Source organism: Blastococcus saxobsidens DD2, from assembly GCF_000284015.1.
Classification (GTDB): domain Bacteria; phylum Actinomycetota; class Actinomycetes; order Mycobacteriales; family Geodermatophilaceae; genus Blastococcus; species Blastococcus saxobsidens_A.
Window position 1 is genome coordinate 3,115,602 of record NC_016943.1, and the last position, 22,279, is coordinate 3,137,880.

General features: G+C 72.2%; 15 protein-coding genes and 1 pseudogene. 5 read left to right on the forward strand and 11 right to left on the reverse strand.

Annotation, left to right across the window (positions count from 1 at the left end; all coding sequences use genetic code 11):
* Positions 1–13: 13 nt before the first annotated feature.
* The 3 genes from BLASA_RS14780 to BLASA_RS14790 form a co-directional block, all read right to left on the reverse strand.
* A complete protein-coding gene (locus BLASA_RS14780; RefSeq protein ID WP_014376990.1) occupies positions 14–322 on the reverse strand; it encodes a hypothetical protein in 309 nt (102 codons plus the stop codon).
* A 115-nt stretch (positions 323–437) separates the two neighbouring features.
* A complete protein-coding gene (gene uvrA / locus BLASA_RS14785) occupies positions 438–3,335 on the reverse strand; it encodes an excinuclease ABC subunit UvrA (RefSeq protein WP_014376991.1) in 2,898 nt (965 codons plus the stop codon).
* A gap of 181 nt (positions 3,336–3,516) precedes the next feature.
* On the reverse strand, positions 3,517–4,965 hold the full coding sequence (locus BLASA_RS14790; protein WP_083878020.1) for an amidase: 1,449 nt from the start codon (positions 4,963–4,965) through the stop codon (positions 3,517–3,519).
* 47 nt (positions 4,966–5,012) lie between these two features.
* On the opposite strand from BLASA_RS14790, the gene BLASA_RS14795 reads away from it, so the two are divergent.
* Positions 5,013–5,678: an MBL fold metallo-hydrolase gene (locus BLASA_RS14795; RefSeq protein WP_014376993.1), complete on the forward strand. Its 666-nt coding sequence runs from the start codon at positions 5,013–5,015 to the stop codon at positions 5,676–5,678.
* A gap of 8 nt (positions 5,679–5,686) precedes the next feature.
* Here the strand turns inward: BLASA_RS14795 and BLASA_RS14800 are convergent, their stop codons facing one another.
* From BLASA_RS14800 to uvrB, 7 genes and pseudogenes are all read right to left on the reverse strand, one after another.
* Entirely contained in the window at positions 5,687–5,968 is a 282-nt protein-coding gene (locus BLASA_RS14800; RefSeq protein ID WP_014376994.1) for a hypothetical protein, read from the reverse strand.
* Positions 5,969–6,064: 96 nt separating this feature from the next.
* Positions 6,065–8,077 (reverse strand): S9 family peptidase, encoded by a 2,013-nt coding sequence (locus BLASA_RS14805; protein ID WP_014376995.1) that lies wholly within the window; start codon positions 8,075–8,077, stop codon positions 6,065–6,067.
* 75 nt (positions 8,078–8,152) lie between these two features.
* Positions 8,153–9,247, reverse strand: coding sequence for a TerC family protein (locus tag BLASA_RS14810; protein WP_014376996.1), 1,095 nt, complete (start codon positions 9,245–9,247; stop codon positions 8,153–8,155).
* Between the two features lie 164 nt (positions 9,248–9,411).
* Positions 9,412–10,662 carry a TerC family protein gene (locus BLASA_RS14815; protein ID WP_014376997.1) on the reverse strand — a complete coding sequence of 417 codons (1,251 nt, stop codon included), beginning with the start codon at positions 10,660–10,662 and terminating at the stop codon, positions 9,412–9,414.
* Positions 10,663–10,837: 175 nt separating this feature from the next.
* Positions 10,838–11,014: pseudogene (locus BLASA_RS25135) on the reverse strand (alpha/beta hydrolase domain-containing protein); the annotation flags it as partial.
* Positions 11,015–11,172: 158 nt separating this feature from the next.
* Entirely contained in the window at positions 11,173–11,850 is a 678-nt protein-coding gene (locus BLASA_RS14820; RefSeq protein WP_014377000.1) for a hypothetical protein, read from the reverse strand.
* A gap of 16 nt (positions 11,851–11,866) precedes the next feature.
* Entirely contained in the window at positions 11,867–13,981 is a 2,115-nt protein-coding gene (gene uvrB, locus BLASA_RS14825) for an excinuclease ABC subunit UvrB (RefSeq protein WP_014377001.1), read from the reverse strand.
* Positions 13,982–14,478: 497 nt separating this feature from the next.
* Here uvrB and glgX point away from each other — a divergent pair, with 497 nt between their 5' ends.
* The 4 genes from glgX (at position 14,479) to BLASA_RS14845 (ending at position 21,606) form a co-directional block, all read left to right on the forward strand.
* Positions 14,479–16,590 (forward strand): glycogen debranching protein GlgX, encoded by a 2,112-nt coding sequence (gene glgX, locus BLASA_RS14830; RefSeq protein ID WP_014377002.1) that lies wholly within the window; start codon positions 14,479–14,481, stop codon positions 16,588–16,590.
* Entirely contained in the window at positions 16,587–18,920 is a 2,334-nt protein-coding gene (gene treY, locus BLASA_RS14835) for a malto-oligosyltrehalose synthase (protein WP_014377003.1), read from the forward strand. The genes glgX and treY overlap by 4 nt, the downstream gene beginning before the upstream one ends.
* A 155-nt stretch (positions 18,921–19,075) precedes the next feature.
* Entirely contained in the window at positions 19,076–20,851 is a 1,776-nt protein-coding gene (treZ, locus tag BLASA_RS14840; RefSeq protein WP_014377004.1) for a malto-oligosyltrehalose trehalohydrolase, read from the forward strand.
* Entirely contained in the window at positions 20,851–21,606 is a 756-nt protein-coding gene (locus BLASA_RS14845) for a dihydrofolate reductase family protein (RefSeq protein ID WP_014377005.1), read from the forward strand. Before treZ ends, BLASA_RS14845 begins: the two co-directional genes overlap by 1 nt.
* A gap of 17 nt (positions 21,607–21,623) precedes the next feature.
* Here BLASA_RS14845 and BLASA_RS14850 read toward each other — a convergent pair whose 3' ends face one another.
* Positions 21,624–22,265 carry a maltokinase N-terminal cap-like domain-containing protein gene (locus BLASA_RS14850; protein WP_014377006.1) on the reverse strand — a complete coding sequence of 214 codons (642 nt, stop codon included), beginning with the start codon at positions 22,263–22,265 and terminating at the stop codon, positions 21,624–21,626.
* Positions 22,266–22,279: the final 14 nt, after the last annotated feature.

Consider the following 22,279-nt stretch of genomic DNA (forward strand, 5'->3'; position numbering starts at 1 on the left):
GTCCGGTCGGGCGTCAGCCCACGGGCTGGGAGCGCCGTACCGCGACGGCCGTGGGCACGCGCGCGGCGACGGCGGAGGCGCCGCGGGCGGCCAGGCGGACGACACGGCGGGTGAGCGCCACGGCCGCGAGCACAGCCACCGGGACGGCGACGAAGTCGAACGCGCCGGACACCACGTCCTTGGTCACGACGAGCAGGGCGACCCCGAGAATCCCGACCAGCACGACAGCGGAGACGATGCCCGACCCGGGCCTGCTCTTGCCCTGCCATGGCTGCCCGCAGTGGCTCATGTCCGGGTCACAGTCGGGCGTGAGTGCGCTCATCGCAGCCTCCTCGGGGACGTCAGGGCATCCCGGTGATGTCGATCACACGGAGCGTACGCCTTCGTGACATCTCTCACAAGGCGTCCAGCACATGCCCCCGCAGGACGACGGTCGGTCAGCTGGCCTTCTTGCGGACCCGCTTGGGCGCCGGGCCGGCTGCTGCGGCGGCGACGGCGTCGGCGTCGAGCAGCGGGGCGAGGTACCGGCCGGTGTGGCTCTCCGGCACCGAGGCGACGAACTCCGGCGATCCCTGGGCGACCACCACGCCACCGCGGAAGCCACCCTCGGGCCCCATGTCGATGAGCCAGTCGGCGCTCTTGATGACGTCGAGGTTGTGCTCGATGACGATCACGGAGTTCCCCTTGTCGACCAACCCCTGCAGCACCAGCAGCAGCTTGCGGATGTCCTCGAAGTGCAGGCCGGTGGTCGGCTCGTCGAGGACGTAGATGCTCCGCCCGTTGGACCGCTTCTGCAGCTCGCTGGCCAGCTTCACCCGCTGCGCCTCGCCGCCCGACAGGGTCGTCGCCGGCTGGCCCAGCCGCACGTAGCCCAGGCCGACGTCGGTGAGGGTGCGGAGGTAGCGGGCGATCGCCGGGATGGCGGCGAAGAAGTCGGCGGCCTCCTCGATCGGCATGTCGAGGACCTCGGCCACCGTCTTGCCCTTGTAGTGCACCTCGAGGGTCTCCCGGTTGAACCGGGCGCCCTTGCACACCTCGCAGGGCACGTAGACGTCGGGCAGGAAGTTCATCTCGATCTTCAGCGTGCCGTCGCCCGAACACGCCTCGCAGCGGCCGCCCTTCACGTTGAAGGAGAACCGGCCGGGCAGGTAGCCGCGGACCTTCGCCTCCGTCGTCTGGGCGAAGAGCTTGCGCACGTGGTCCCAGACCCCGGTGTAGGTGGCCGGGTTGGACCGGGGTGTGCGGCCGATCGGTGACTGGTCGACGTGCACGACCTTGTCCAGGTGCTCCAGGCCGGTGACGGTCCGGTGCCGCCCCGCCACCTGCCGCGCCCGGTTCAGCTGGTTGGCCAGCGTGGTGTAGAGGATGTCGTTGACCAGCGTCGACTTGCCCGACCCCGAGACACCGGTGACCGCCACCAGGCAGCCCAGCGGGAAGGCGACGTCGATGCCGCGCAGGTTGTTCTCGCGGGCGCCCTTCACCACCAGCTCGCGCCCCGGCTCCGGCACTCGCCGCTTCTGCGGGACGGAGATCTCCATCCGGCCGGAGAGGTAGGCGCCGGTGATCGACCGCTCGCTGGACAGCAGGTCCTGGACCGTGCCGCTGACGACGACCTCACCGCCGTGCTCCCCGGCACCCGGGCCGATGTCGACGACCCAGTCGGCGGTCCTGATGGTGTCCTCGTCGTGCTCGACCACGATGAGGGTGTTGCCCATGTCCCGCAGCCGGACGAGGGTCTCGATCAGCCGGCTGTTGTCCCGCTGGTGCAGACCGATCGAGGGCTCGTCGAGCACGTAGAGGACGCCGACCAGTCCGGAGCCGATCTGGGTGGCCAGCCGGATCCGCTGCGCCTCCCCACCGGCCAGGGTCGCGGCCGGCCGGTCCAGCGACAGGTAGTCCAGGCCGACGTCGACCAGGAAGGACAGCCGCGCCTGGATCTCGCGGAGGACGCGGTCGGCGATCGCCTTCTCCCGCTCCCCCAGCTCCAGGGCGCCGAGCCACTGCGACGCCTCGCCGATCGACAGGTTCGTGACCTCGGCGATGGACCGGCCGTTGAGCTTCACCGCGAGGATCTCCGGCTTGAGCCGGGTGCCGTGGCAGACGGGACAGGGCACGTCGCGCATGTAGCCCTCGTACTTGTCCCGCATGTAGTCGCTGTCGGTGTCGTCGTGCCGGCGCTCGAGGAACGGCAGGACGCCCTCGAAGGCGGCGTAGTAGCTGCGCTCACGGCCGTAGCGGTTCTTGTAGCGGACGTGCACCTGGTCGGGCGAGCCGTGCAGGATCGCCTTCTGCACCGTGGCCGGCAGCCGCTCCCACGGGTCGTCCATGGAGAAGCCGATCTGCTGCGACAGACCGGTGAGCAGCCGGGTGAAGTACTCGTTGCTCATCGAGCTGGACCACGGCGCGATCGCGCCCTGGTTGAGGCTCTTCTCCGCATCCGGGACGACGAGCTCGGGGTCGACCTCCTTGCGGGTGCCGATGCCGGTGCACTCGCCGCACGCGCCGAACGGCGAGTTGAAGGAGAACGAGCGCGGCTCCAGCGCCTCGAACGACAACCCGTCGTCCACGCAGGCCAGGTGCTCGGAGAAGGTGCGCTCCCGCTCCGGGTCGTCCTCGGGCAGGTCGACGAAGTCGAGGACGACCAGGCCACCGGCGAGCCCGAGCGCGGTCTCCACCGAGTCGGTGAGCCGGCGCTTGGCGCTCTCCTTCACCGTGAGGCGGTCGATGATCACCTCGATGCTGTGCTTCTCCTGCTTCTTGAGCGTCGGCGGCTCGGTCAGCGGGTGCACGGTGCCGTCGACCCGGACGCGGGAGAAGCCCTGGGTCTGCAGGGAGCTGAACAGGTCGACGTACTCGCCCTTGCGCGCCCGGACCACCGGGGCCAGGACCTGGAACCGGGTGCCCTCGGGCATCGCCAGGACCTGGTCGACGATCTGCTGCGGGCTCTGCCGGGAGATCGGCTTGCCGCAGTTGGGGCAGTGCGGCTGGCCGGCGCGGGCGTAGAGCAGGCGCAGGTAGTCGTAGACCTCGGTGATCGTGCCGACGGTCGACCGGGGGTTGCGGTTGGTCGACTTCTGGTCGATCGACACCGCCGGCGAGAGACCCTCGATGAAGTCGACGTCGGGCTTGTCCATCTGGCCCAGGAACTGGCGGGCGTAGGCCGACAGCGACTCGACGTAGCGGCGCTGCCCCTCGGCGAAGATCGTGTCGAAGGCGAGACTGGACTTGCCCGACCCCGACAGGCCCGTGAAGACGATGAGCGCGTCCCGGGGAAGGTCGATGTGGACGTCCTTGAGGTTGTGCTCACGGGCGCCGCGGACGACGAGCCGGTCCATGTGATCCCTGTCGGTCGCTGGTGGATGTCACCTGGTGGATGTGACGGGTGCTGCGGTGGTCGGCGACCGCTGACGATCGGTTGCGGTCACCGGGTGCAACACCCCGGCGACCCGCGGTCGTCCGTCGGACGGTGTGAGCTGCGCCCGGTCACCGGCGCACCGCCGCCCGTCGGTGGAGCGCTCAGGCGAAGGCGGCGGCCGGTGGCGACGTCGGGTCGAACACCGGCGCGTACCGGCGCCACGGCTGCCGGTCCTCCAGCTCTCCGGCTATCCAGAGTAGTAGCCCCTCGGCGCCGGGCGGGCCGACGAACTGGACGGGCACCGGGAGCCCGCCCGGCCGGGTGCCGGCGGGGAGCACGGCTGCCGGGATGCCGGCCAGGTTCCAGGCCGCCGTCCAGGGGGCCCACCGGGCGTTGGCCGTGATGTTGGCCAGGAACGACCGCTCGTGCCAGGGCCGCGCCGGCAGCGGCGGGCCGGTGGTGACCGGCGTGAGCAGCAGGTCGACGTCGTCGAAGAACCGGATCATCCGCTCGCGGAAGCGGGCCTGGGTCCGCGGCCGCACGAGCCCGAGGCGACGCACCAGCCGGCCCATGCGTGCGTGGGTGCGGCTCCGCGGCTGCAGGTCGGCGCGGTCGATCCCGAGGAACTCCGCGTCGTCCTCCGCGCCGGCCATCCAGCGCACCAGCGCACCGCCGGCGGCGCCCGGCGTGATCGGCGGGGTGCGGCGGACCACCGTGTGGCCGGCGGCCCGGAGCTCGGCCACCACTGCGTCGACCGCCGCACGGACGGGTGCATCGCCGCCCAGCCCGGGCATCGGCGACCGGGTGCTGACGGCGATGCGCAGCGGACGCCCGGGGTCGGCCGGGGATGCCGGCTGCTCCCCCGCGAGCACCGCCTGCACGACCGCGAGGTCGGCCACCGTCGTGGCCATGGCGCCGTTGACCGCCATGTTCGACCAGTCGTTCGCCCCGATCCCACCGGGGACGACGCCGATCCCGGGCTTGAGCGTCACGAGGCCGCAGGCGGCGGCGGGCAGGCGGAGGGAGCCCATGCCGTCGTTGCCGTGCGCGATGGGCACGGAGCCGCACGCCACCGCCGCGGCGCTGCCACCGGAGCTCCCGGCCGGGGAGAGCGCGGTGTCCCAGGGGTTGCGGGTGAGGGTGCCGGGCCCGTCGGTGGCGGCGTAGAGGCACAGCTCCGGGGCCCGGGTGATGCCCACGACGACCGCGCCGGCCCTGCGGAGCCGCCGGACGACCTCGTGGTCCTGCGTCTCGGGCCCGGACCGGCGGGCCGGTGAGCCGTCGGTGCAGGTCTCCCCCGAGACCGGGACGTTGTCCTTGATCGCCACCGGGACACCGGCCAGTGGCAGCGCGAAGCGCGTCAGGCTCGCGTCCACGGCCGCCGCCTCGGCCAGCGCCGCCTCGCGCCGGACCACGCGGAAGGCGCCGATGCGCGCGTCGACGGCCTCGATGTGGGCCAGGTGGGCGCGGGTGACCTCGACCGCCGTCAGCTCCCCCGCCCTGACCCGGGCGGCGATCTCGGTGGCCGGCAGGCCGACGATCCCCACGCCGTCCCCCACCCGGTTCCCGCTGTCGCCCTGAGCTGTGCCGACACCTCCGCTAGCGTCCATGCCAGGACCGTAACGGCGTCCGACGACACTTTCCGAACGGAGTCCGGATGAGCACCTCTCCCTACACCGGGAACGTCACCGTGGGCGGCCCCGCCGACGTGCGGGACCTCCCCGGCCTGACGATCAGCAAGCTCGCGGTGAGCGAGATGGCCAACAACGCCTACCTGCTCCGCTGCACCGCGACGGACGAGGCCCTGCTGATCGACGCGGCGGCGGAGCCGGACGCCCTCCGGGCGCTCGTGGGGGACGCCGGCCTGCGCACCGTCGTCACCACGCACGGCCACTGGGACCACCACCGAGCCCTGCCCGACGTCGTCCGGGACACAGGGGGCGTGACCGTGGCCCACCCGGCCGACGCCCCTGACCTGCCGGTCCCGGTGCAGCGCCCGGTCGAGCACGGGGACACCGTCGCCGTCGGCGAGCAGGTGCTCGAGGTGGTGCACCTGCGCGGGCACACGCCCGGGAGCATCGCCCTGGTCTGGCGGGGCCCCGGCGACGCGGGCGTGCACGTCTTTACCGGCGACAGCCTCTTCCCCGGCGGCGTGGGCAAGACCTGGTCGGCGGATGACTTCGCCAGCCTGATCGACGACGTCGAGCAGCGGCTGTTCGCCGTCCTGCCGGACGACGCCTGGGTCTACCCGGGACACGGCGACGACACGACGATCGGCACCGAGCGCCCGCACCTGGCGGAGTGGCGCGAGCGCGGCTGGTGAGGGGCTGATCAGTCCTCGGTGAAGAGGGCGACCAGTTCATCGGGCGTGCCGGGCACGTGCAGCGGCAGGACGGAGACGGTCCAGTCCGGCTGCCGCTCGTCGACGCCCAGAGCGAGGTCCCAGGCCGCCCGCGGGGTCAGCGGGCCGAAGCAGGCGTCGTCACCGTCCTCGCCGAGATCGATCTCGACCAGCCAGTGGTCCGACAGGTCGGCGGCGAGTTCGGCGAAGTCGGGAGCCGCGTCGTCGTCGGGCTCGGGGGAGTCGATTCGGACCGGGTAGATGAGCGCCATCCTGCGCACGCTAGGCGCAGTCGGGGCCGCTGACACCTCGGCGCGTCCTGGACGTCGACGCCCGGACGGCGGGGCGGTTCCGGCGAGAACGCGCGTTCAGCCGGCCGGCGACGCGCCTGCCGAGGACGGCACCGCGCGGTCGGCCCCGCCGCTCCCGGCGTTCCCCGTGGTCGGCAACCAGCGCGCCCACCAGCGCAGGACGTGCTCGAACCGGGCCAGCCGGTGCCGGGGCCGCCCGGTGCGCGACAGGTCGTGCCCCTCGCCGGGGAACAGCAGCAGCTCGGTCGGCACGCCGCGGCGCAGGAGGTCCACGTACAGCCGCTGGCCCTGCTCCAGGGGCGTGCGGCAGTCCTCCTCCGAGTGGACGACCAGGGTGGGCGTGGTGATCGCGCCGGCGTGCGCGAGCGCGCTCTGCGCGGCGAGCCGGTCCGGGTCGGTGCCGAGGTGCTGGTCCGGGAAGCACCAGCCGATGTCGGCCGACCCCGCGAAGCTGACCGGGTCGGTGAACGCCCGCTCCACGACGCCGGCGGCGAACCGGCCGGTCCGGCCCAGGAGCAGCGTGGCGAGGTACCCGCCGTAGGAACCACCCATGATCCCGACCCGGCTCCCGTCGAGGGCCGGGTCGGTCAGGGCTGCGTCGAGGAACGCCAGCACGTCGTCGGCGTCGAGCCCTCCCCACGCCTGCCGGATGGCGCGACCGTGCGCGGCGCCGTAGCCGGAGGACCCGCGGGGGTTGCACTGCACGACGGCATATCCGGCGGAGACGAGCACCTGGGTCTCGTCCAGCAGGGTCCAGCCGTCCTGGTGGAACGGCCCCCCGTGCACCCTCAGCAGCACCGGGTGCGGCCCGGGCCCCGGCGGCATCGTCACCCAGCCGTGCACCGGGTACCCGTCGGGCGCGGTCGCGGTGCGCTCTCCCATCCCGTGCAGCCGCCCGCTGCCGCCGAGCGCCCGGCCGAAGGCCGTGAGCAGCCGCCGGCCGCCGTCGCTGATCGCCATCAACTCACCGGTCGAGCGGTCGTGCGACACCGTGACGACCACGACCCCGGCCGCGGCCGCGATCCCCCGCACCGTGAACGGTCCCTCGATCAGGGCCTCCGGCGGGCCGCCGTCCACCGGGACGCGCAGCAGGTCGACCGAGCCCCGCCGTTCGACCCCCACCAGCACGGCACCGTCGGCCAGGACGGTCGCCGGGGCGAGGTCGCCCCGGTGGTGCTGCTCCGGGTCGAGCAGGGGCACGAGCGGCCCGCCGTCCCCGGGCACCCGGCAGGGCACCGCCTGCCGGGCGACGCAGTCCAGCCCCTCCGGTCCCAGGTCGGGGACCGCGGTGACGACCAGGGACGCTCCGTCAGCCGTGTACGCCGGCATGGCGCACCCGGCCCGCGAGTCCGTGACGCGGCGGAGGCCGGAGCCGTCGGGCCGCACGACGTGCACGTCGCGGACCAGGTCGCGGTCCGCGCGCTCGTGGGTCGCCGACACGAAGGCCAGCTCGGCGCCGTCCGGGCGCCACGTGACGTCGGCGCAGTCGGCCGTGCCCGTGGTGAGCTGCACCGGCTCCGGCATCGGCGCGGTGTCGTCGGCGAAGTCGGCCGGCAGGTCGAGCACGAACACCTGGCTCGGCCGGTCGCGCACGAAACCCACGCCATCGAGCCGGTACCGCAGCGTGGTGATCAGACGCGGCGGCTCCGCGGCGGCGTCGACGCCGGCGACCGTGCCGTACCGGCCGTGTTCGGGGACCCGGGCGACGTAGGCCAGCCGGCGGGAGTCCGGTGCCCACACCGGCGTCCCGGCGCCCAGGTGGTGCGCGGTCAGCCGGCGGGAGGCGCCGCCGGACGTGGGCAGCACCCGGATCTGCGGACGTCCCCCGGGCTCGGTACCGAGGTAGGCCAGCCACCGACCGTCCGGGGAGAACGCCGGGTCGGCGTCCCGCTGCCCCGACGTGAGCGGCCGGGCGGGTGCTGAGCCGTCGGTGGGCACCGCCCACAGCTGGCTGCGGTACTCGTCGGCCTCGAGGTCGGGCCACTCCACGGCCACGACCACGATCCGGCCGTCCGGGGAGACCGCCGGGACGCCCGGCGTGCGCAGCAGCGCGAGGTCAGACGGGCGCATGGGGCCCGAACCTAGCCGACGGCGCCGGTACGCCACCCCGGGCGGGATGACGTACCGGCGCCGGCATCGGGCGGGTCAGTGACGGGGATCCTTGCCCTGCTCCGCCTCCGCCTTGAGCCGCGCCTCGAGCTCCGCGGCGGCCTCGGGGCCTCCGGCGTGGAACTGCTCGGCCTCCTCCGGCTCGATGACCGGCTCCTCGCGGGAGACGTCGCCGCGCGTCTTGAGCAGGCTGGCGACCGTGGCGACGATGAGCACGCCCAGGATGATCGACAGCGACAGCCAGATCGGGATCTCGGGGATGCTCTCGATCGGCTCCCGCTCACCGGCGAACGGCAGCTGGTTCTCGTGCAGCGCCTCCAGGATCAGCTTGACGCCGATGAAGGCCAGGATGATGGCGAGCCCCAGGGAGAGGTACACCAGCCGCTTCAGCAGGCCACCGAGCAGGAAGTACAGCTGGCGCAGCCCCATGAGGGCGAAGACGTTGGCCGTGAAGACGATGAACGGCTCCCGGGTGAGCCCGAAGATGGCCGGGATGCTGTCCAGCGCGAAGATCAGGTCCGTCGTCCCCAGGGCGAGGATGACGACGATCATCGGCGTCCACATCTTCTTGCCGTTCTCGCTCACCCGGATCTTCGCGCCGTGGTAGTCCTTCGTGATCGGCAGGACCGTGCGCATCCGCCGGATGAAGGCGTTCTCCTCGTAGTCCTCGTCCTCGCCGCGGTGCTTGACGAGGTTGATCGCGGTGTAGATCAGGAAGACGCCGAAGATGTAGAAGACCCACACGAACCGCTCGATGACCACGGCACCGATCAGGATGAAGATCCCGCGCAGGACGAGGGCGATGATGATGCCGATCATCAGCGCTTCCTGCTGGTACTTCCGTGGCACCTGGAAGCGGGCCATGATGATCACGAAGACGAAGAGGTTGTCGACCGAGAGCGAGTACTCGGTGAGCCAGCCCGCGTAGAACTCCGTGGCGTACTGGCCATTGGTGAGCGCCAGCATCAGCAGGCCGAAGATCAGCGCCAGGCTGACGTAGAAGCCGACCCAGAGACTGGCCTCCTTGAGGGAGGGCTCGTGCGGGCGACGAGCGACGATGGCCAGATCCGCGAGCAGCAGGACCGTGAGCCCCACGAACGTCGCGATCTCGAACCAGGCGGGTAGCTCCATGCGGTGGGGTCCTCCGGGGACAAGCAGGTGTCAGCACCGGAGGTCTCTCCCACCGCAGGCCGAGAGGCCTGCGATCAGCAGCACCGGAGGCCATGGGACCTCGTGATGACGACACTGCCGCGGGGGGATACTCCCCTCCTGGCATCCCCCGGCGGCCGCGATCGTCAGTGTTCGCGTCGCTCCGGGTTCGCGGCGCTCACGGTACCGGTTCGGTCGCCGCCCGACCCGCCGGACTCCCGGACGGCTCCCACGGGCGACTCGCCCCGCGCCGGCACACCGTCCACGGGACGTCTGTCCACCCCGCGGCCCAGCGGGTCGCCGTCGGACCCGCCCAGCGCGACGTGCGGGTCGGCGCCATCGGGACGCTCCCCGGCCGCCAGTCCCGCCGGCGCCTCCGGGACCCCGGCCTCGGGCGTGGCCGCGCGCAGGGCCGCGTGCTCGGCCCGGTCCCGGCGGCTGCGGGCGAGGCTCAGCACCGTCGTCACGAGCAGGGTGACCAGGATGACCGTCAACGACAGCCAGGTCGGGATCTCGGGGATCAGCGTCACGTGCTCACCGCCGTTGACGAACGGCAGTTCGTTGGTGTGCAGCGCGTGGATGACCAGCTTGACCCCGATGAAGCCCAGGATGACGGCCAGGCCGTACGCCAGGTAGACCAGCCGGTCCAGCAGCCCGTCGATCAGGAAGAACAGCTGGCGCAGGCCGAGCAGCGAGAAGGCGTTCGCGGTGAAGACGAGGAAGGTCTCCTGCGTCAGCCCGAATATCGCCGGGATCGAGTCGACCGCGAAGATGATGTCGGCGGTGCCGATCGCGATCAGCGCGATGGCCAGCGGGGTGAGGTAGCGCCTGCCCTCGAGCTTCACCGTCATCCGGTCGGAGTGGTACTCGTCGGTGGTGCGCAGCCGCTTGCGCGCGAACCGGAGGACCGCGTTCTCCTGGTAGTCCTCGTCCTCGGAGTGCCCACCGCTGCGGGCCTGGATCCAGGCGGTGTAGATGAGGATGCCGCCGAACAGGTAGAAGACCCAGCTGAAGTTCTCGATCGCGGCCGCGCCGACGATGATGAACACGGTACGCAGCGCCAGCGCGAAGGCGATGCCGAAGAGCAGCACCTTCTGCTGCAGCTCCCGAGGCACCCCGAAGCTGGCCATGATGATCACGAAGACGAACAGGTTGTCGACCGACAGGCTCTTCTCGGTGATGTACCCGGCGAAGTACTCACCGCCGAAGGTCCCGCCGTAGAAGACCCAGATGAGGATGCCGAACACCACGGCGAGGGCGACGTAGATTGCCGACCAGGTGGCGGATTCGCGCAGGGTCGGCGCGTGCGGCGTGCGCACGTGGCCGAAGAAGTCGAAGGCGAGCATGGCCACGATCGCGGCGACCGTGACTGCCCACACCCAGAACGGGACGTCCAAGAAAACCCTCCGGTGACTGGCTGCTGTCAGTACCGAAGGTCTCTCCCACCGCCTACCCGAGGGTGACGGCCGGCGGGCCGGGGATCGGACGATCCCGTAGTGACGACCTGCCGCGTGGGGGTACTCCCCTCCAGATCGGATGCGCTCGGTGAGCACATCCACCCGGCCGAACGCCTCATCCGCCGGGGAAGTTCCCGCCGGCGCGGAGGAAGGCGGCGCGTGCGGTGGCGAGCATCCGCGCCCGCTCCGCCGCGCAGAGGTAGCCGGCGTCGATCTGCTCGTCGAGCACGGTGGCGTAACGCGCGAAGTAGCGCGCCACGCTCCCGTAGCGCTGCCGGAGTTCGTCGGCGGTGAACGGCGTACTACCGGCTGCGGGCGAACGTCACGGCACAGGCGGAGGGGGATCGCGACGTCCTCCGGTACGACCTACACCGACGTACGGCCGCTGCACCGCGTCGCCGGCGAGCTGGTTCAGGGCCAGCCAGTTGCCGACGCCGGACACCGCGACGGTCACGTCGTAGACCCCGCGCCCGGAGCGGGGTCGACGTTGAACCCTTCGGCCACCAGCGTGTCGACGAACCACGCACTCTGGCTGACGCCCGCGAGGATGGCGGAACGGAAGCGGGGCAGGGGCGCCGCTCCGTCGGCGGGTGGCCCCGAGCGCGCGAGCATCCGCCCGAAGTCGCGGACGACGACCTGGCCGACCCCCTGCGCGGTGACCGGTACGCCGGCGGCGACACCTGTCTCGCACTGCACCCGGGCGTAGCAGAGCCCGTGCTCGGCGAGGAACCCCAGGCCGAGGCCGTCCGGGTAGCGAGCGCCGGTCGGGGTGCTGTCTGCGGACCCGAGGGAGAACTGCTCGAGGCTGAGCAGCACCACCGGGCGGCCACGGTTCTCGACCTCGACGAGGACGACGTCCCGCCGGTGGGCGTCCCGGGGCGTGATCAGCTCGAACTGGGCCTCGTAGCAGTAGCGCCCCTGCGCGTCCGTGGGCAGCGCGGCGAGGCCGGCGATGCGCTCCCGCGGGTCCACCTCCCCGTGCACCACCCCGGTGGTGCGCTCCCATGCCTGCTCGCCGACCCGGAGCGCGACGGTCGTGGAGTCGACCGAGGTGATGGCCGACACCAGCCACCGGCCGCCGTGGCCCGCGGCGTCGGTGGGAGGGCTGGGCGGACGGGGCGCCGTCACGGACAGGGGCCCCGTCTCAGGCGTGGGCGGCGTCGAACTGGCGGAGCTCCTTCTTCAGTTCGGTGAGCTCGTCGCGGAGCCGGGCGGCCACCTCGAACTGCAGCTCGCGGGCGGCGGCGAGCATCTGCTCGTTCATGGTCGTGATCATGTCGGCCAGCTCGGCCCGCGGGAGGCCCTGCACGTCGATCGCCCCGGCCTTGGCCCTGCTCTTCGACGACAGGCCCGGCACCGGCGCCTTGCCGCGGGACTGCTGCCGGCCGGAGCCGCCGATCAGCTCGGTGGACTCCGAGTCCTCCGCCTCGCGGTAGATGCCTTCCAGGATGTCCACGATCTTCTTCCGCAGCGGCTGCGGGTCGACGCCGCGCTCCTTGTTGTAGGCCATCTGCTTCTCGCGCCGCCGATTCGTCTCCTCGATCGCCTGCGCCATCGACGGGGTGATCTTGTCGGCGTACATGTGCACCTGGCCGGACACGTTCCGCGCGGCCCGGCCGATGGTCTGGATCAGCGATTTGCCCGACCGGAGGAAGCCCTCCTTGTCGGCGTCGAGGATGGCCACCAGGGAGACCTCCGGGAGGTCCAGCCCCTCGCGCAGCAGGTTGATGCCGACGAGCACGTCGTACTCGCCCTGCCGCAGCTCCCGCAGCAGCTCCACCCGGCGCAGCGTGTCCACCTCCGAGTGCAGGTAGCGCACCTTGATGCCGAGCTCGAGCAGGTAGTCGGTGAGGTCCTCGGCCATCTTCTTGGTGAGCGTGGTGACCAGGACCCGCTCGTCCTTCTCGGTGCGCAGCCGGATCTCGTGCACCAGGTCGTCGATCTGGCCCTTGGTCGGCTTGACGACCACCTCCGGGTCGATCAGTCCGGTGGGCCGGATGACCTGTTCGACGACCTCCCCGCCGGTACGGCCCAGCTCGTAGTCCCCGGGCGTGGCGGACAGGTAGACCGTCTGCTTGATCCGGTCGGTGAACTCCTCCCAGCGCAGCGGGCGGTTGTCCATCGCCGAGGGCAGCCGGAAGCCGTGCTCGACCAGCGTCCGCTTGCGGCTCATGTCGCCCTCGTACATGCCGCCGATCTGCGGCACGGTCACGTGCGACTCGTCGATGACGAGGAGGAAGTCGTCGGGGAAGTAGTCGATGAGACATGCGCCGGCGCTGCCGGGTGCACGGCCGTCGATGTGCCGCGAGTAGTTCTCGATGCCGGAGCAGAAGCCGACCTGGCGCATCATCTCGATGTCATAGGTGGTGCGCATGCGCAGCCGCTGGGCCTCCAGCAGTTTGCCCTGCCTGTCCAGCTCGGCCAGCCGCTGCTCCAGCTCGGCCTCGATGCCACGGATCGCCCGCTCCATGCGGTCGGGCCCGGCGACGTAGTGGCTGGCCGGGAACACGAACAGCTCCTCGACCTCCCGGACGACCTCCCCCGTCAGCGGGTGCAGGTAGTAGAGCCGCTCCACCTCGTCGCCGAACATCTCGATCCGGACGGCGAGCTCCTCGTAGACCGGGAAGACCTCGATGGTGTCGCCGCGCACCCGGAAGGTGCCCCGGGTGAACGACAGGTCGTTGCGCGTGTACTGCTCGGTGACCAGGGTGCGCAGCAGCTCGTCGCGGTCGCGGTCCTCCCCCACCGAGATCCGCAGCGCCCGCTCGACGTACTCCTCCGGCGTGCCCAGGCCGTAGATGCAGGAGACGGTGGACACCACCACCACGTCGCGGCGGGTGAGCAGGCTGTTCGTGGCCGAGTGCCGCAGCCGCTCGACCTCCTCGTTGACCGAGGAGTCCTTCTCGATGTAGGTGTCGGTCTGCGGGACGTACGCCTCGGGCTGGTAGTAGTCGTAGTACGAGACGAAGTACTCGACCGCCGCATCGGGCAGCAGCTCGCGGAACTCGTTGGCCAGCTGGGCGGCGAGGGTCTTGTTCGGCGCCATCACCAGCGTCGGACGCTGCACCTGCTCGATCAGCCAGGCCGTCGTCGCCGACTTCCCGGTGCCGGTGGCGCCGAGCAGGACGACGTCCTGCTCACCGGCGTCGACCCGCTCGGCGAGGGCCTTGATCGCCGCCGGCTGGTCGCCGGCGGGCTGGAACTCGCTGACGACGCGGAAGTGCCCCTGGGTGGGCCGGAGATCGGTGGTCGTGCGCACGACGACGACGGTACGTCGGCGGTGTGACAGAACGCGTCGCGAGCGTTCCCCGCGACCGATGGGGCGGTCGGCGCGGGAGCGGCAGGGCGGATACTTGTCTCCTCCGCCGGGCACCCCTAGCGTGCCTGGTCGCAGGAGCGGTTCCGCCGAGGACCAGCGCCACCCGGGATCCCGGGCGAGGTCGGCCCCCGGCGCACCGGCGTCCCGGTCCTCCCACCGGGACGCCGGCTCCCGCGTCGCCCCCGGGCGTCCGGGCACCCGGGAACATCCCGGCCGGACCTGCGCACGACGCCCCCTGCGGCCCGCCGCGGGGGCGTCGTCGGCTCCGGGGTCCCCGGCCGCCGGGCGGGCCGTCTCACAGGCCGTGGAGGTGTGGCAGCGGGCGGACGCGGGCAACGGGAGACTGACGTCCGTCCCGACCCGGTCGCAGCAGCACGCGCGCCCGCGTCACCGCCCCGTAGCCCTCGGGGCGCCCCGCGCAGGAGGAACTCCCCACGATGACCCAGGTATGGCCCGGCAGTGCCTATCCCCTCGGCGCCACGTACGACGGCACCGGGACCAACTTCGCGATCTTCAGCGAGGTGGCCGAGAAGGTCGAGCTGTGCCTGTTCGACGACGAGGGCAACGAGGAGCGCATCCGCCTGCCGGAGATGGACGGGTACGTGTGGCACGCCTTCCTGCCCGGGATCCACCCCGGCCAGAAGTACGGCTACCGCGTGCACGGGCCCTACGACCCCGAGCAGGGCCTGCGCTGCAACCCCAGCAAGCTCCTCCTGGACCCCTACGCCAAGGCGATCGACGGCCAGGTCGCCTGGCATCCCTCGGTCTTCGGCTACGACTTCGAGACCAAGGAGCGCAACGACCAGGACTCGGCGCCGCACATGCCGAAGTCCGTCGTCGTCAACCCCTACTTCGACTGGGGCGTGGACCGCCCGCCGAAGACGCCCTACAACAAGACCGTCATCTACGAGGCCCATGTCAAGGGGCTCACGATGACCAACCCGCGGATCCCCGAGGAGCTGCGCGGCACCTACGCCGGTATCGCGCATCCGGCGACCATCGAGCACCTGACCGACCTGGGCATCACCGCGATCGAGCTCATGCCGGTGCACCGGTTCGTGCAGGACGACACCCTGCAGCAGAAGGGCCTGCGCAACTACTGGGGCTACAACACGATCGGCTTCTTCGCGCCGCACGACGAGTACGCCAGCGACACCACGGCCGGCCAGCAGGTGCAGGAGTTCAAGGGGATGGTCCGGGCCCTGCACGAGGCGGGCATCGAGGTCATCCTCGACGTCGTCTACAACCACACCGCCGAGGGCAACCACCTCGGTCCCACCCTCTCCTTCAAGGGCATCGACAACCGGGCGTACTACAAGCTCGTCGAGGGCGACCAGCAGTACTACATGGACTACACCGGCACCGGGAACACGCTCAACGTCCGGACGCCGCAGTCGCTGCAGCTGATCATGGACTCGCTGCGCTACTGGGTCACCGAGATGCACGTCGACGGCTTCCGCTTCGACCTCGCCTCCGCGCTGGCCCGCGAGCTGCACGCCGTCGACCGGCTGGCGACCTTCTTCGACCTCGTGCACCAGGACCCGGTGGTCAGCCAGGTGAAGCTGATCGCCGAGCCGTGGGACGTCGGCGAGGGCGGCTACCAGGTCGGCAACTTCCCCGCGCTGTGGACCGAGTGGAACGGCAAGTACCGCGACACCGTCCGCGACTTCTGGCGCGGCGAGGGCGGCACGATCGGCGAGTTCGCCGACCGGATCTCCGGCTCCTCGGACCTGTACCAGCACTCCGGCCGCCGGCCGGTCGCCAGCATCAACTTCGTCACCGCGCACGACGGCTTCACGCTCAACGACCTCGTCTCCTACAACGAGAAGCACAACGAGGCCAACGGCGAGGGCAACAACGACGGCGAGAGCCACAACCGCAGCTGGAACTGCGGCGTCGAGGGGATGACCGACGACCCGGAGATCGTGCGGCTCCGGGCTCAGCAGCGGCGCAACTTCATCACCACGCTGATGCTCAGCCAGGGCGTGCCGATGCTGCTGCACGGCGACGAGCTCGGCCGGTCCCAGGGCGGCAACAACAACGGCTACTGCCAGGACTCCGAGCTGACCTGGATCGACTGGACCAATGTCGACGAGGGCCTGCTCGAGTTCACCAAGAAGGTCACCAAGCTGCGCTGCGACCACCCGACCTTCCGCCGCCGCCGCTTCTTCCACGGCCGGCCGGTCCGCCGTGGGCTGGGTGACCCGGTGCCGGACATCGACTGGCTGACGCCGGCCGGCGAGCAGATGACCGAGGAGGACTGGGACGCCGCCTACGCCAGGTCCGTGGCGGTCTACCTCAACGGCGTCGGGATCCGCGAGACCGACGAGCGTGGCGAGTACGTCTCCGACGACCACTTCTACCTGGCGTTCAACGCCTCGCACGAGCCGATCGAGTTCAGCCTGCCCAGCGACGACTACTCGCGGAGCTGGACGACGGTGCTCGACACCGCCGAGATGCACGAGGTGGAGCCGGTCGAGGTGGAGCCCGGCGAGACGGTGACCGTCCAGGGCCGGTCGATCGTCGTCCTGACGGGTCCCGCCCGGTGACGCAGCCGATCCAGGTGCCGGGCAGCGATCGTCGCCGCGCGGTCCCCGCGGCGACGTACCGGCTGCAGGTGCACGCGGGCTTCCCGCTGCAGGACGCCGCCGACGTCGCGGGTTACCTCGCCGACCTCGGGGTGACGCACGCCTACTCCTCTCCCCTGCTGCGCTCGGCCGAGGGCAGCAGCCACGGCTACGACACCGTGGACCACGCGCACATCGACGAGGCACGCGGCGGACAGTTGGGGTTCGCCCGGTTCGTCGCGGCGCTGCACGAGCAGGGTCTCGGACTGGTCCTCGACCTGGTGCCCAACCACATGGGTGTCGAGGACCCCTCGGCGGCGCCGTGGTGGTGGGACGTCCTGCAGCACGGGCAGGCGTCGGCGCACGCCGCGGCGTTCGACATCGACTGGGAGTTCGGCTCCGGCAAGGTGCGCATCCCCGTCCTCGGCTCGGGCGACGACGTCGACGAGCTCGAGGTCGTCGACGGCGAGCTGCGCTACTACGGCAACCGGTTCCCGCTCGCCCCGGGTACCGAGGGGGGCACGCCGCAGGAGGTGCACGCCCGCCAGCACTACGAGCTGATCGACTGGCGGCGCGCCGACACGGACCTGAACTACCGGCGGTTCTTCGCCATCAACACCCTGGCCGGGTTGCGCGTGGAGGACCCGGCGGTCTTCGACGCCACCCACGAACTCGTGCTGCGGCTGGTGCACGACGGCGCCGTCGACGGGCTGCGGATCGACCACCCGGACGGGCTGGCCGACCCGAAGGGCTACCTCGACTGCCTCGCCGAGGCCTCCGGGGGACGGTGGACGGTCGTCGAGAAGATCCTCGAGCCGGGCGAGGACCTGCCCGAGAGCTGGGCGACCGCGGGGACGACGGGGTACGACGCGCTCGCCGAGGTCGACGAGGTGTTGATCGACCCCGCCGGTGAGCCGGCGTTCACCGCGCTCGACACCGAACTCGCCGGGCGCCCCGTCGACTACGCGCAGCTGGTCCACGACTGCAAGCGCGAGGTCACCGACGGGATGCTCGGCTCGGAGGTGGCCCGGCTGGTCCGGGTCATCGGTGAGCTGCCGGGCGTCGACGTCGCACAGCAGACCGAGGCCCTCGCCGAGCTGCTGGCCACCTTCCCCGTCTACCGCAGCTACCTGCCCGACGGCCGCGAGCACCTGGACGCCACCGTCACCGCCGTGCGCGACCGCCGACCGGACCTGGTGGCCGCGGTCGACGCCGTGCACTCCGTGCTGTCCGCCGCGGGGTCGGAGGCAGCGACCCGGTTCGAGCAGACCAGCGGTCCGGTGATGGCCAAGGGCGTGGAGGACAGCGCCTACTACCGGTGGGCCCGGTTCGTGGCGCTCAACGAGGTGGGCGGGGACCCGGCCCGGTTCGGCAGCACGGTGGCCGAGTTCCACGCCGCCCAGCAGCGCCGGGCCGAGCGCCACCCCGAGTCGATGACCACCCTGTCGACCCACGACACCAAGCGCAGCGAGGACGTGCGCGCCCGGCTGGCGGTGCTCGCCGAGATCCCGGGCGACTGGGCGCAGCTGGTGCGCGGCTGGCTGGCCCGGCATCCGCTGGCCGACCGGTCGCTGGCCCACCTGGTGTGGCAGAACCTGGTCGGCGCGTGGCCGCTGTCGCGCGAGCGGGCGCACGCCTACGTGGAGAAGGCCGCCCGGGAGGCTGGCACCTCCACCACCTGGACCGATCCGGTGCAGGAGTTCGAGGAGCAGCTGCACGCGCTCGTGGACGCCGCCTACGACGATCCGATGACGAACGCAGAGATCGACGCGTTCGTCACCCGGATCGCGCCGCTGGGCTGGTCGAACTCGCTGGCGCAGAAGCTGCTGCAGCTCACGATGCCCGGCGTCCCCGACGTCTACCAGGGCACCGAGCTCTGGGACCACTCGCTGGTCGACCCGGACAACCGCCGCCCCGTCGACTACGCACTGCGCCGGAAGCTGCTCGCCGCCCTCGACGCCGGCGAGATGCCCGGCATCGACGAGACCGGCGCCGCCAAGCTCCTGGTGGTCTCCCGCACGCTGCGCGCCCGCCGCGACCACCCGGAGTGGTTCACCGGCTACGAGCCCGTCGCGGTCACCGGCTCGGCCGCGGACCACGTCGTCGCCTACGACCGGGGCGGCGTCGTGGTGGTGGCGACCCGGCGCCCTGCCGGACTGGCCGCCGAGGGCTGGGGCGACACCGCGCTGCAGCTGTCCAACGGGGCCTGGCGCGACCTGCTCACCGGCGGGCGGGCGGTCTCCGATGCCGCCGGCATCGCCGTCGACTTGCTGCTGACCCGCCTGCCCGTCGCCCTCCTCGTCCGCGCCTGATCCGCCCGGCGCGCCGATGGTGTGCGCGGATGCGCAGTTCGTGACGCGGATGCTCCGCATCCGCGCACACTGTCGCCGCCGGCGCGGGGGTTGACCCGGCGCCGCGCGGGCATGATCGACCAGCACCTTCCCCCAGGCTCCCCGGAGGCTCCCGCATGTCCGCTCCCGTCGAGTTCGCCGTCTGGGCGCCGCTGCCCGAACGCGTGCGCGTGCAGGTCGACGGCACCGTCCACGACATGCGCCGGGACGACGGCGGCTGGTGGCGGGCCGAGGTCGAGGCAGGTCCCGAGGCCGACTACGGATTCCTGCTGGACAACGGTGAGGACGGGGAGGGGGGCGGGAGCAAGGTCCATCCCGATCCGCGCTCGCGTCGGCAGCCCGCCGGGGTGCACGGGCTGTCCCGGCGGTACGACCCGTCGGGGTACGAGTGGGGCGACCGCTCGTGGACCGGGCGACCGCTCGCCGGGGGCGTGGTCTACGAGCTGCACGTCGGCACGTTCACTCCCGAGGGCACCCTCGATGCGGCGATCGGCCGGCTCGGTCACCTGGTGCGGCTCGGTGTGGACTTCGTCGAACTGCTGCCGGTCAACGGGTTCAACGGCACGCACAACTGGGGGTACGACGGCGTCCTCTGGTACGCGGTGCAGGAGGAGTACGGCGGCCCGGCGGCCTACCAGCGGTTCGTCGACGCCTGCCACCAGCAGGGCCTCGGCGTGATCCAGGACGTCGTCTACAACCACCTGGGCCCGTCGGGGAACTACCTGCCCGCCTTCTTCCCGATCTTCGCAGCGGGCGGCGCGAACACCTGGGGAGAGTCGGTCAACCTCTCGGGGCCGGACTCCGACGGCGTGCGCCGCTACATCATCGACAACGCGCTGATGTGGCTGCGGGACATGCACGTCGACGGGCTGCGCCTGGACGCCGTGCACGCGCTGGTCGACGAGCGGGCCACCCATGTGCTGGAGGAGATGGCGCAGGAGGTGGACACGCTGTCGGTCGCCGTGCGCCGGCCGCTGACCCTGATCGCCGAGAGCGACCTCAACGACCCTCGCATGGTGACCCCGCGGGCCGCGGGTGGCCTCGGGCTGACCGCGCAGTGGAGCGACGACTTCCACCACTCGCTGCACGCGGTGCTGACCGGCGAGGGGCAGGGCTACTACGCCGACTTCGCCGCCGCCGGACTGGGCGGACTGGCGAAGACGCTGACCGGCGCCTACTTCCACGACGGGGCCTGGTCGAGCTTCCGCCGCCGCCACCACGGCCGGCCGGTCGACACCGCCCACCTCCCGGGCTGGAAGTTCCTGGGCTACCTGCAGGACCACGACCAGATCGGCAACCGGGCCACCGGCGACCGGATCTCGGCGACCCTCTCCCCCGGCCTGCTCGCCGTCGGCGCGACGGTCGTGCTCACCAGCCCCTTCACGCCGATGCTGTTCATGGGCGAGGAGTGGGGCGCGACCACGCCGTGGCAGTTCTTCACCAGCCACCCGGAGCCGGAGCTGGGCAGGGCCACCGCCGAGGGGCGGATCGGCGAGTTCGCCGAGCACGGCTGGGACGCCGACGTCGTCCCCGACCCGCAGGACCCGGAGACCTTCACCCGGTCCACGCTCGACTGGTCCGAGCTCTCCCGCGAGCCGCACGAGCGGCTGCTCACCGTGCACCGCTCGCTGCTCGCCCTGCGGCGGGCGCATCCCGACCTGGTCGACGCCGACCTCTCGGCCGTCCAGGTGGACTGGGACGACGCCGACCGCTGGCTGGTCGTGCACCGTGGCACGCTCCGCGTGGTGGCCAACCTCGCGGGCGAACCGCGCGACATCGACCTCGACCGCCCGGCCACCGAGGTGCTGTTCACCACCGGTGAGCTCCCCACCCTGGACGGCGAGACCGTGACCCTGCCGGCCGAGAGCGCGGCCATCGTCAGCACGGCGTGATGCGCCGGCTGTTCCCCGGGGCGGGTGGGTCCGAGGACGTCGCGCTCGACGACGACGCGCTCGCCGAGACCTACCGCGTCCCGCCCGGCCGGTTCGTCCGGGTCAACTTCGTCGCCTCGCTGGACGGCGCCGTCACGGTCGACGGCCGCAGCGAGGGTCTCGGCTCGCCCGGCGACCGGCGCGTCTTCCGCCTGCTGCGGGCGCTTGCCGACGTCGTCCTCGTCGGTCACGGCACCGCGGCTGGGGAGGGCTACCGGCCGGTGACGGCGGCCTCCCCGGTCGGCCGGCTGCGCGGCGCGCTCGGCCGGACGCCGGTGATGCCGGTGGCCGTCGTCTCCCGGCGGGCCTCCCTCGACCCGCGCGGCGACCTGGTCACCGGCGCGGCGGCCCGCACGCTCCTGGTCACCTGCGCGGCCGCGGACGCCGACCGCCGGACCGCGCTGGCCGCCGCCGGCGCGGAGGTGCTGGTGTGCGGCGACGACGACGTCGACCTGCCGGCTGCCCTCGACGCGCTCGCCGACCGCGGGCTGGGACAGGTGGTCTGCGAGGGCGGTCCCCAGCTGCTCCGCGGCGCGCTGACCGCCGGCGTCGTCGACGAGCTCGCCCTGTCGGTGTCGCCCGCGCTGGTGGGCGGGCAGGCCCGGCTCCTGGACGGCGCTCTCCCCGAGCCGGCCCGGCTGCAGCTGCGCCAGGTGCTCGAGGAGGACGGGATGCTGTTCACCCGGTACGCGGTGGGCGACGCGACCCTCGGGTAGGTCGCCGCGCCGGACTGCTACCGGACCACGACGACGGTCCCGCGGACGACGGTGCCCTCCGGCCCCGTCCAGCCGGCCTCGATCGAGCCGATGCCCTCCCCTGTCGCGCCGTCGCCGGCCTGGAGCAGGCGGACCAGCTCCACGGCGTGGCCGGATCCGAGTGCGACGGTCGTCCGGCCCGGTGCGGTGTGCGCGACCTGCAGCGGGCCCGTGGAGGTCGGGGCGGCGCCGCCCGTCCAGCGGCGGGTCACCGAGGGATCGGGCGTGTCGCTGTCGTCCTGGTGCTGCGCCTCGGCCGCGCCGCGCAGGAACGCCAGCAGCTGGGCGACGGCGACCGGGTCGTGGGCGGCGTCGTAGACCCAGCGCCGGCCCAGCACGCCGTGCTCCGACGTGCCGAGCAGCCCGCCCTCCGCCCCGGCCAGCGGAGCACCGCGATAGCTGACGGGCACGAAGTACGTCGTCTCCTGCCCCTGCGGACCGTCGGTGACGACGATGAACTCCAGCCCGACCTCACCCGCGGGGTCGTCGAGCCGGAAGCCACCGCCCCGCTGCAGGGCCGGCGGCGCCCCCGTGGCGCGGTACCACGGCTGCCGGGGCAGCCACGCGCTGATCAGCTCGAGCTTGGTCGGCACCATCGTCGTGTGGTGGATCGTGGCCATGCCCGCACCCTCGC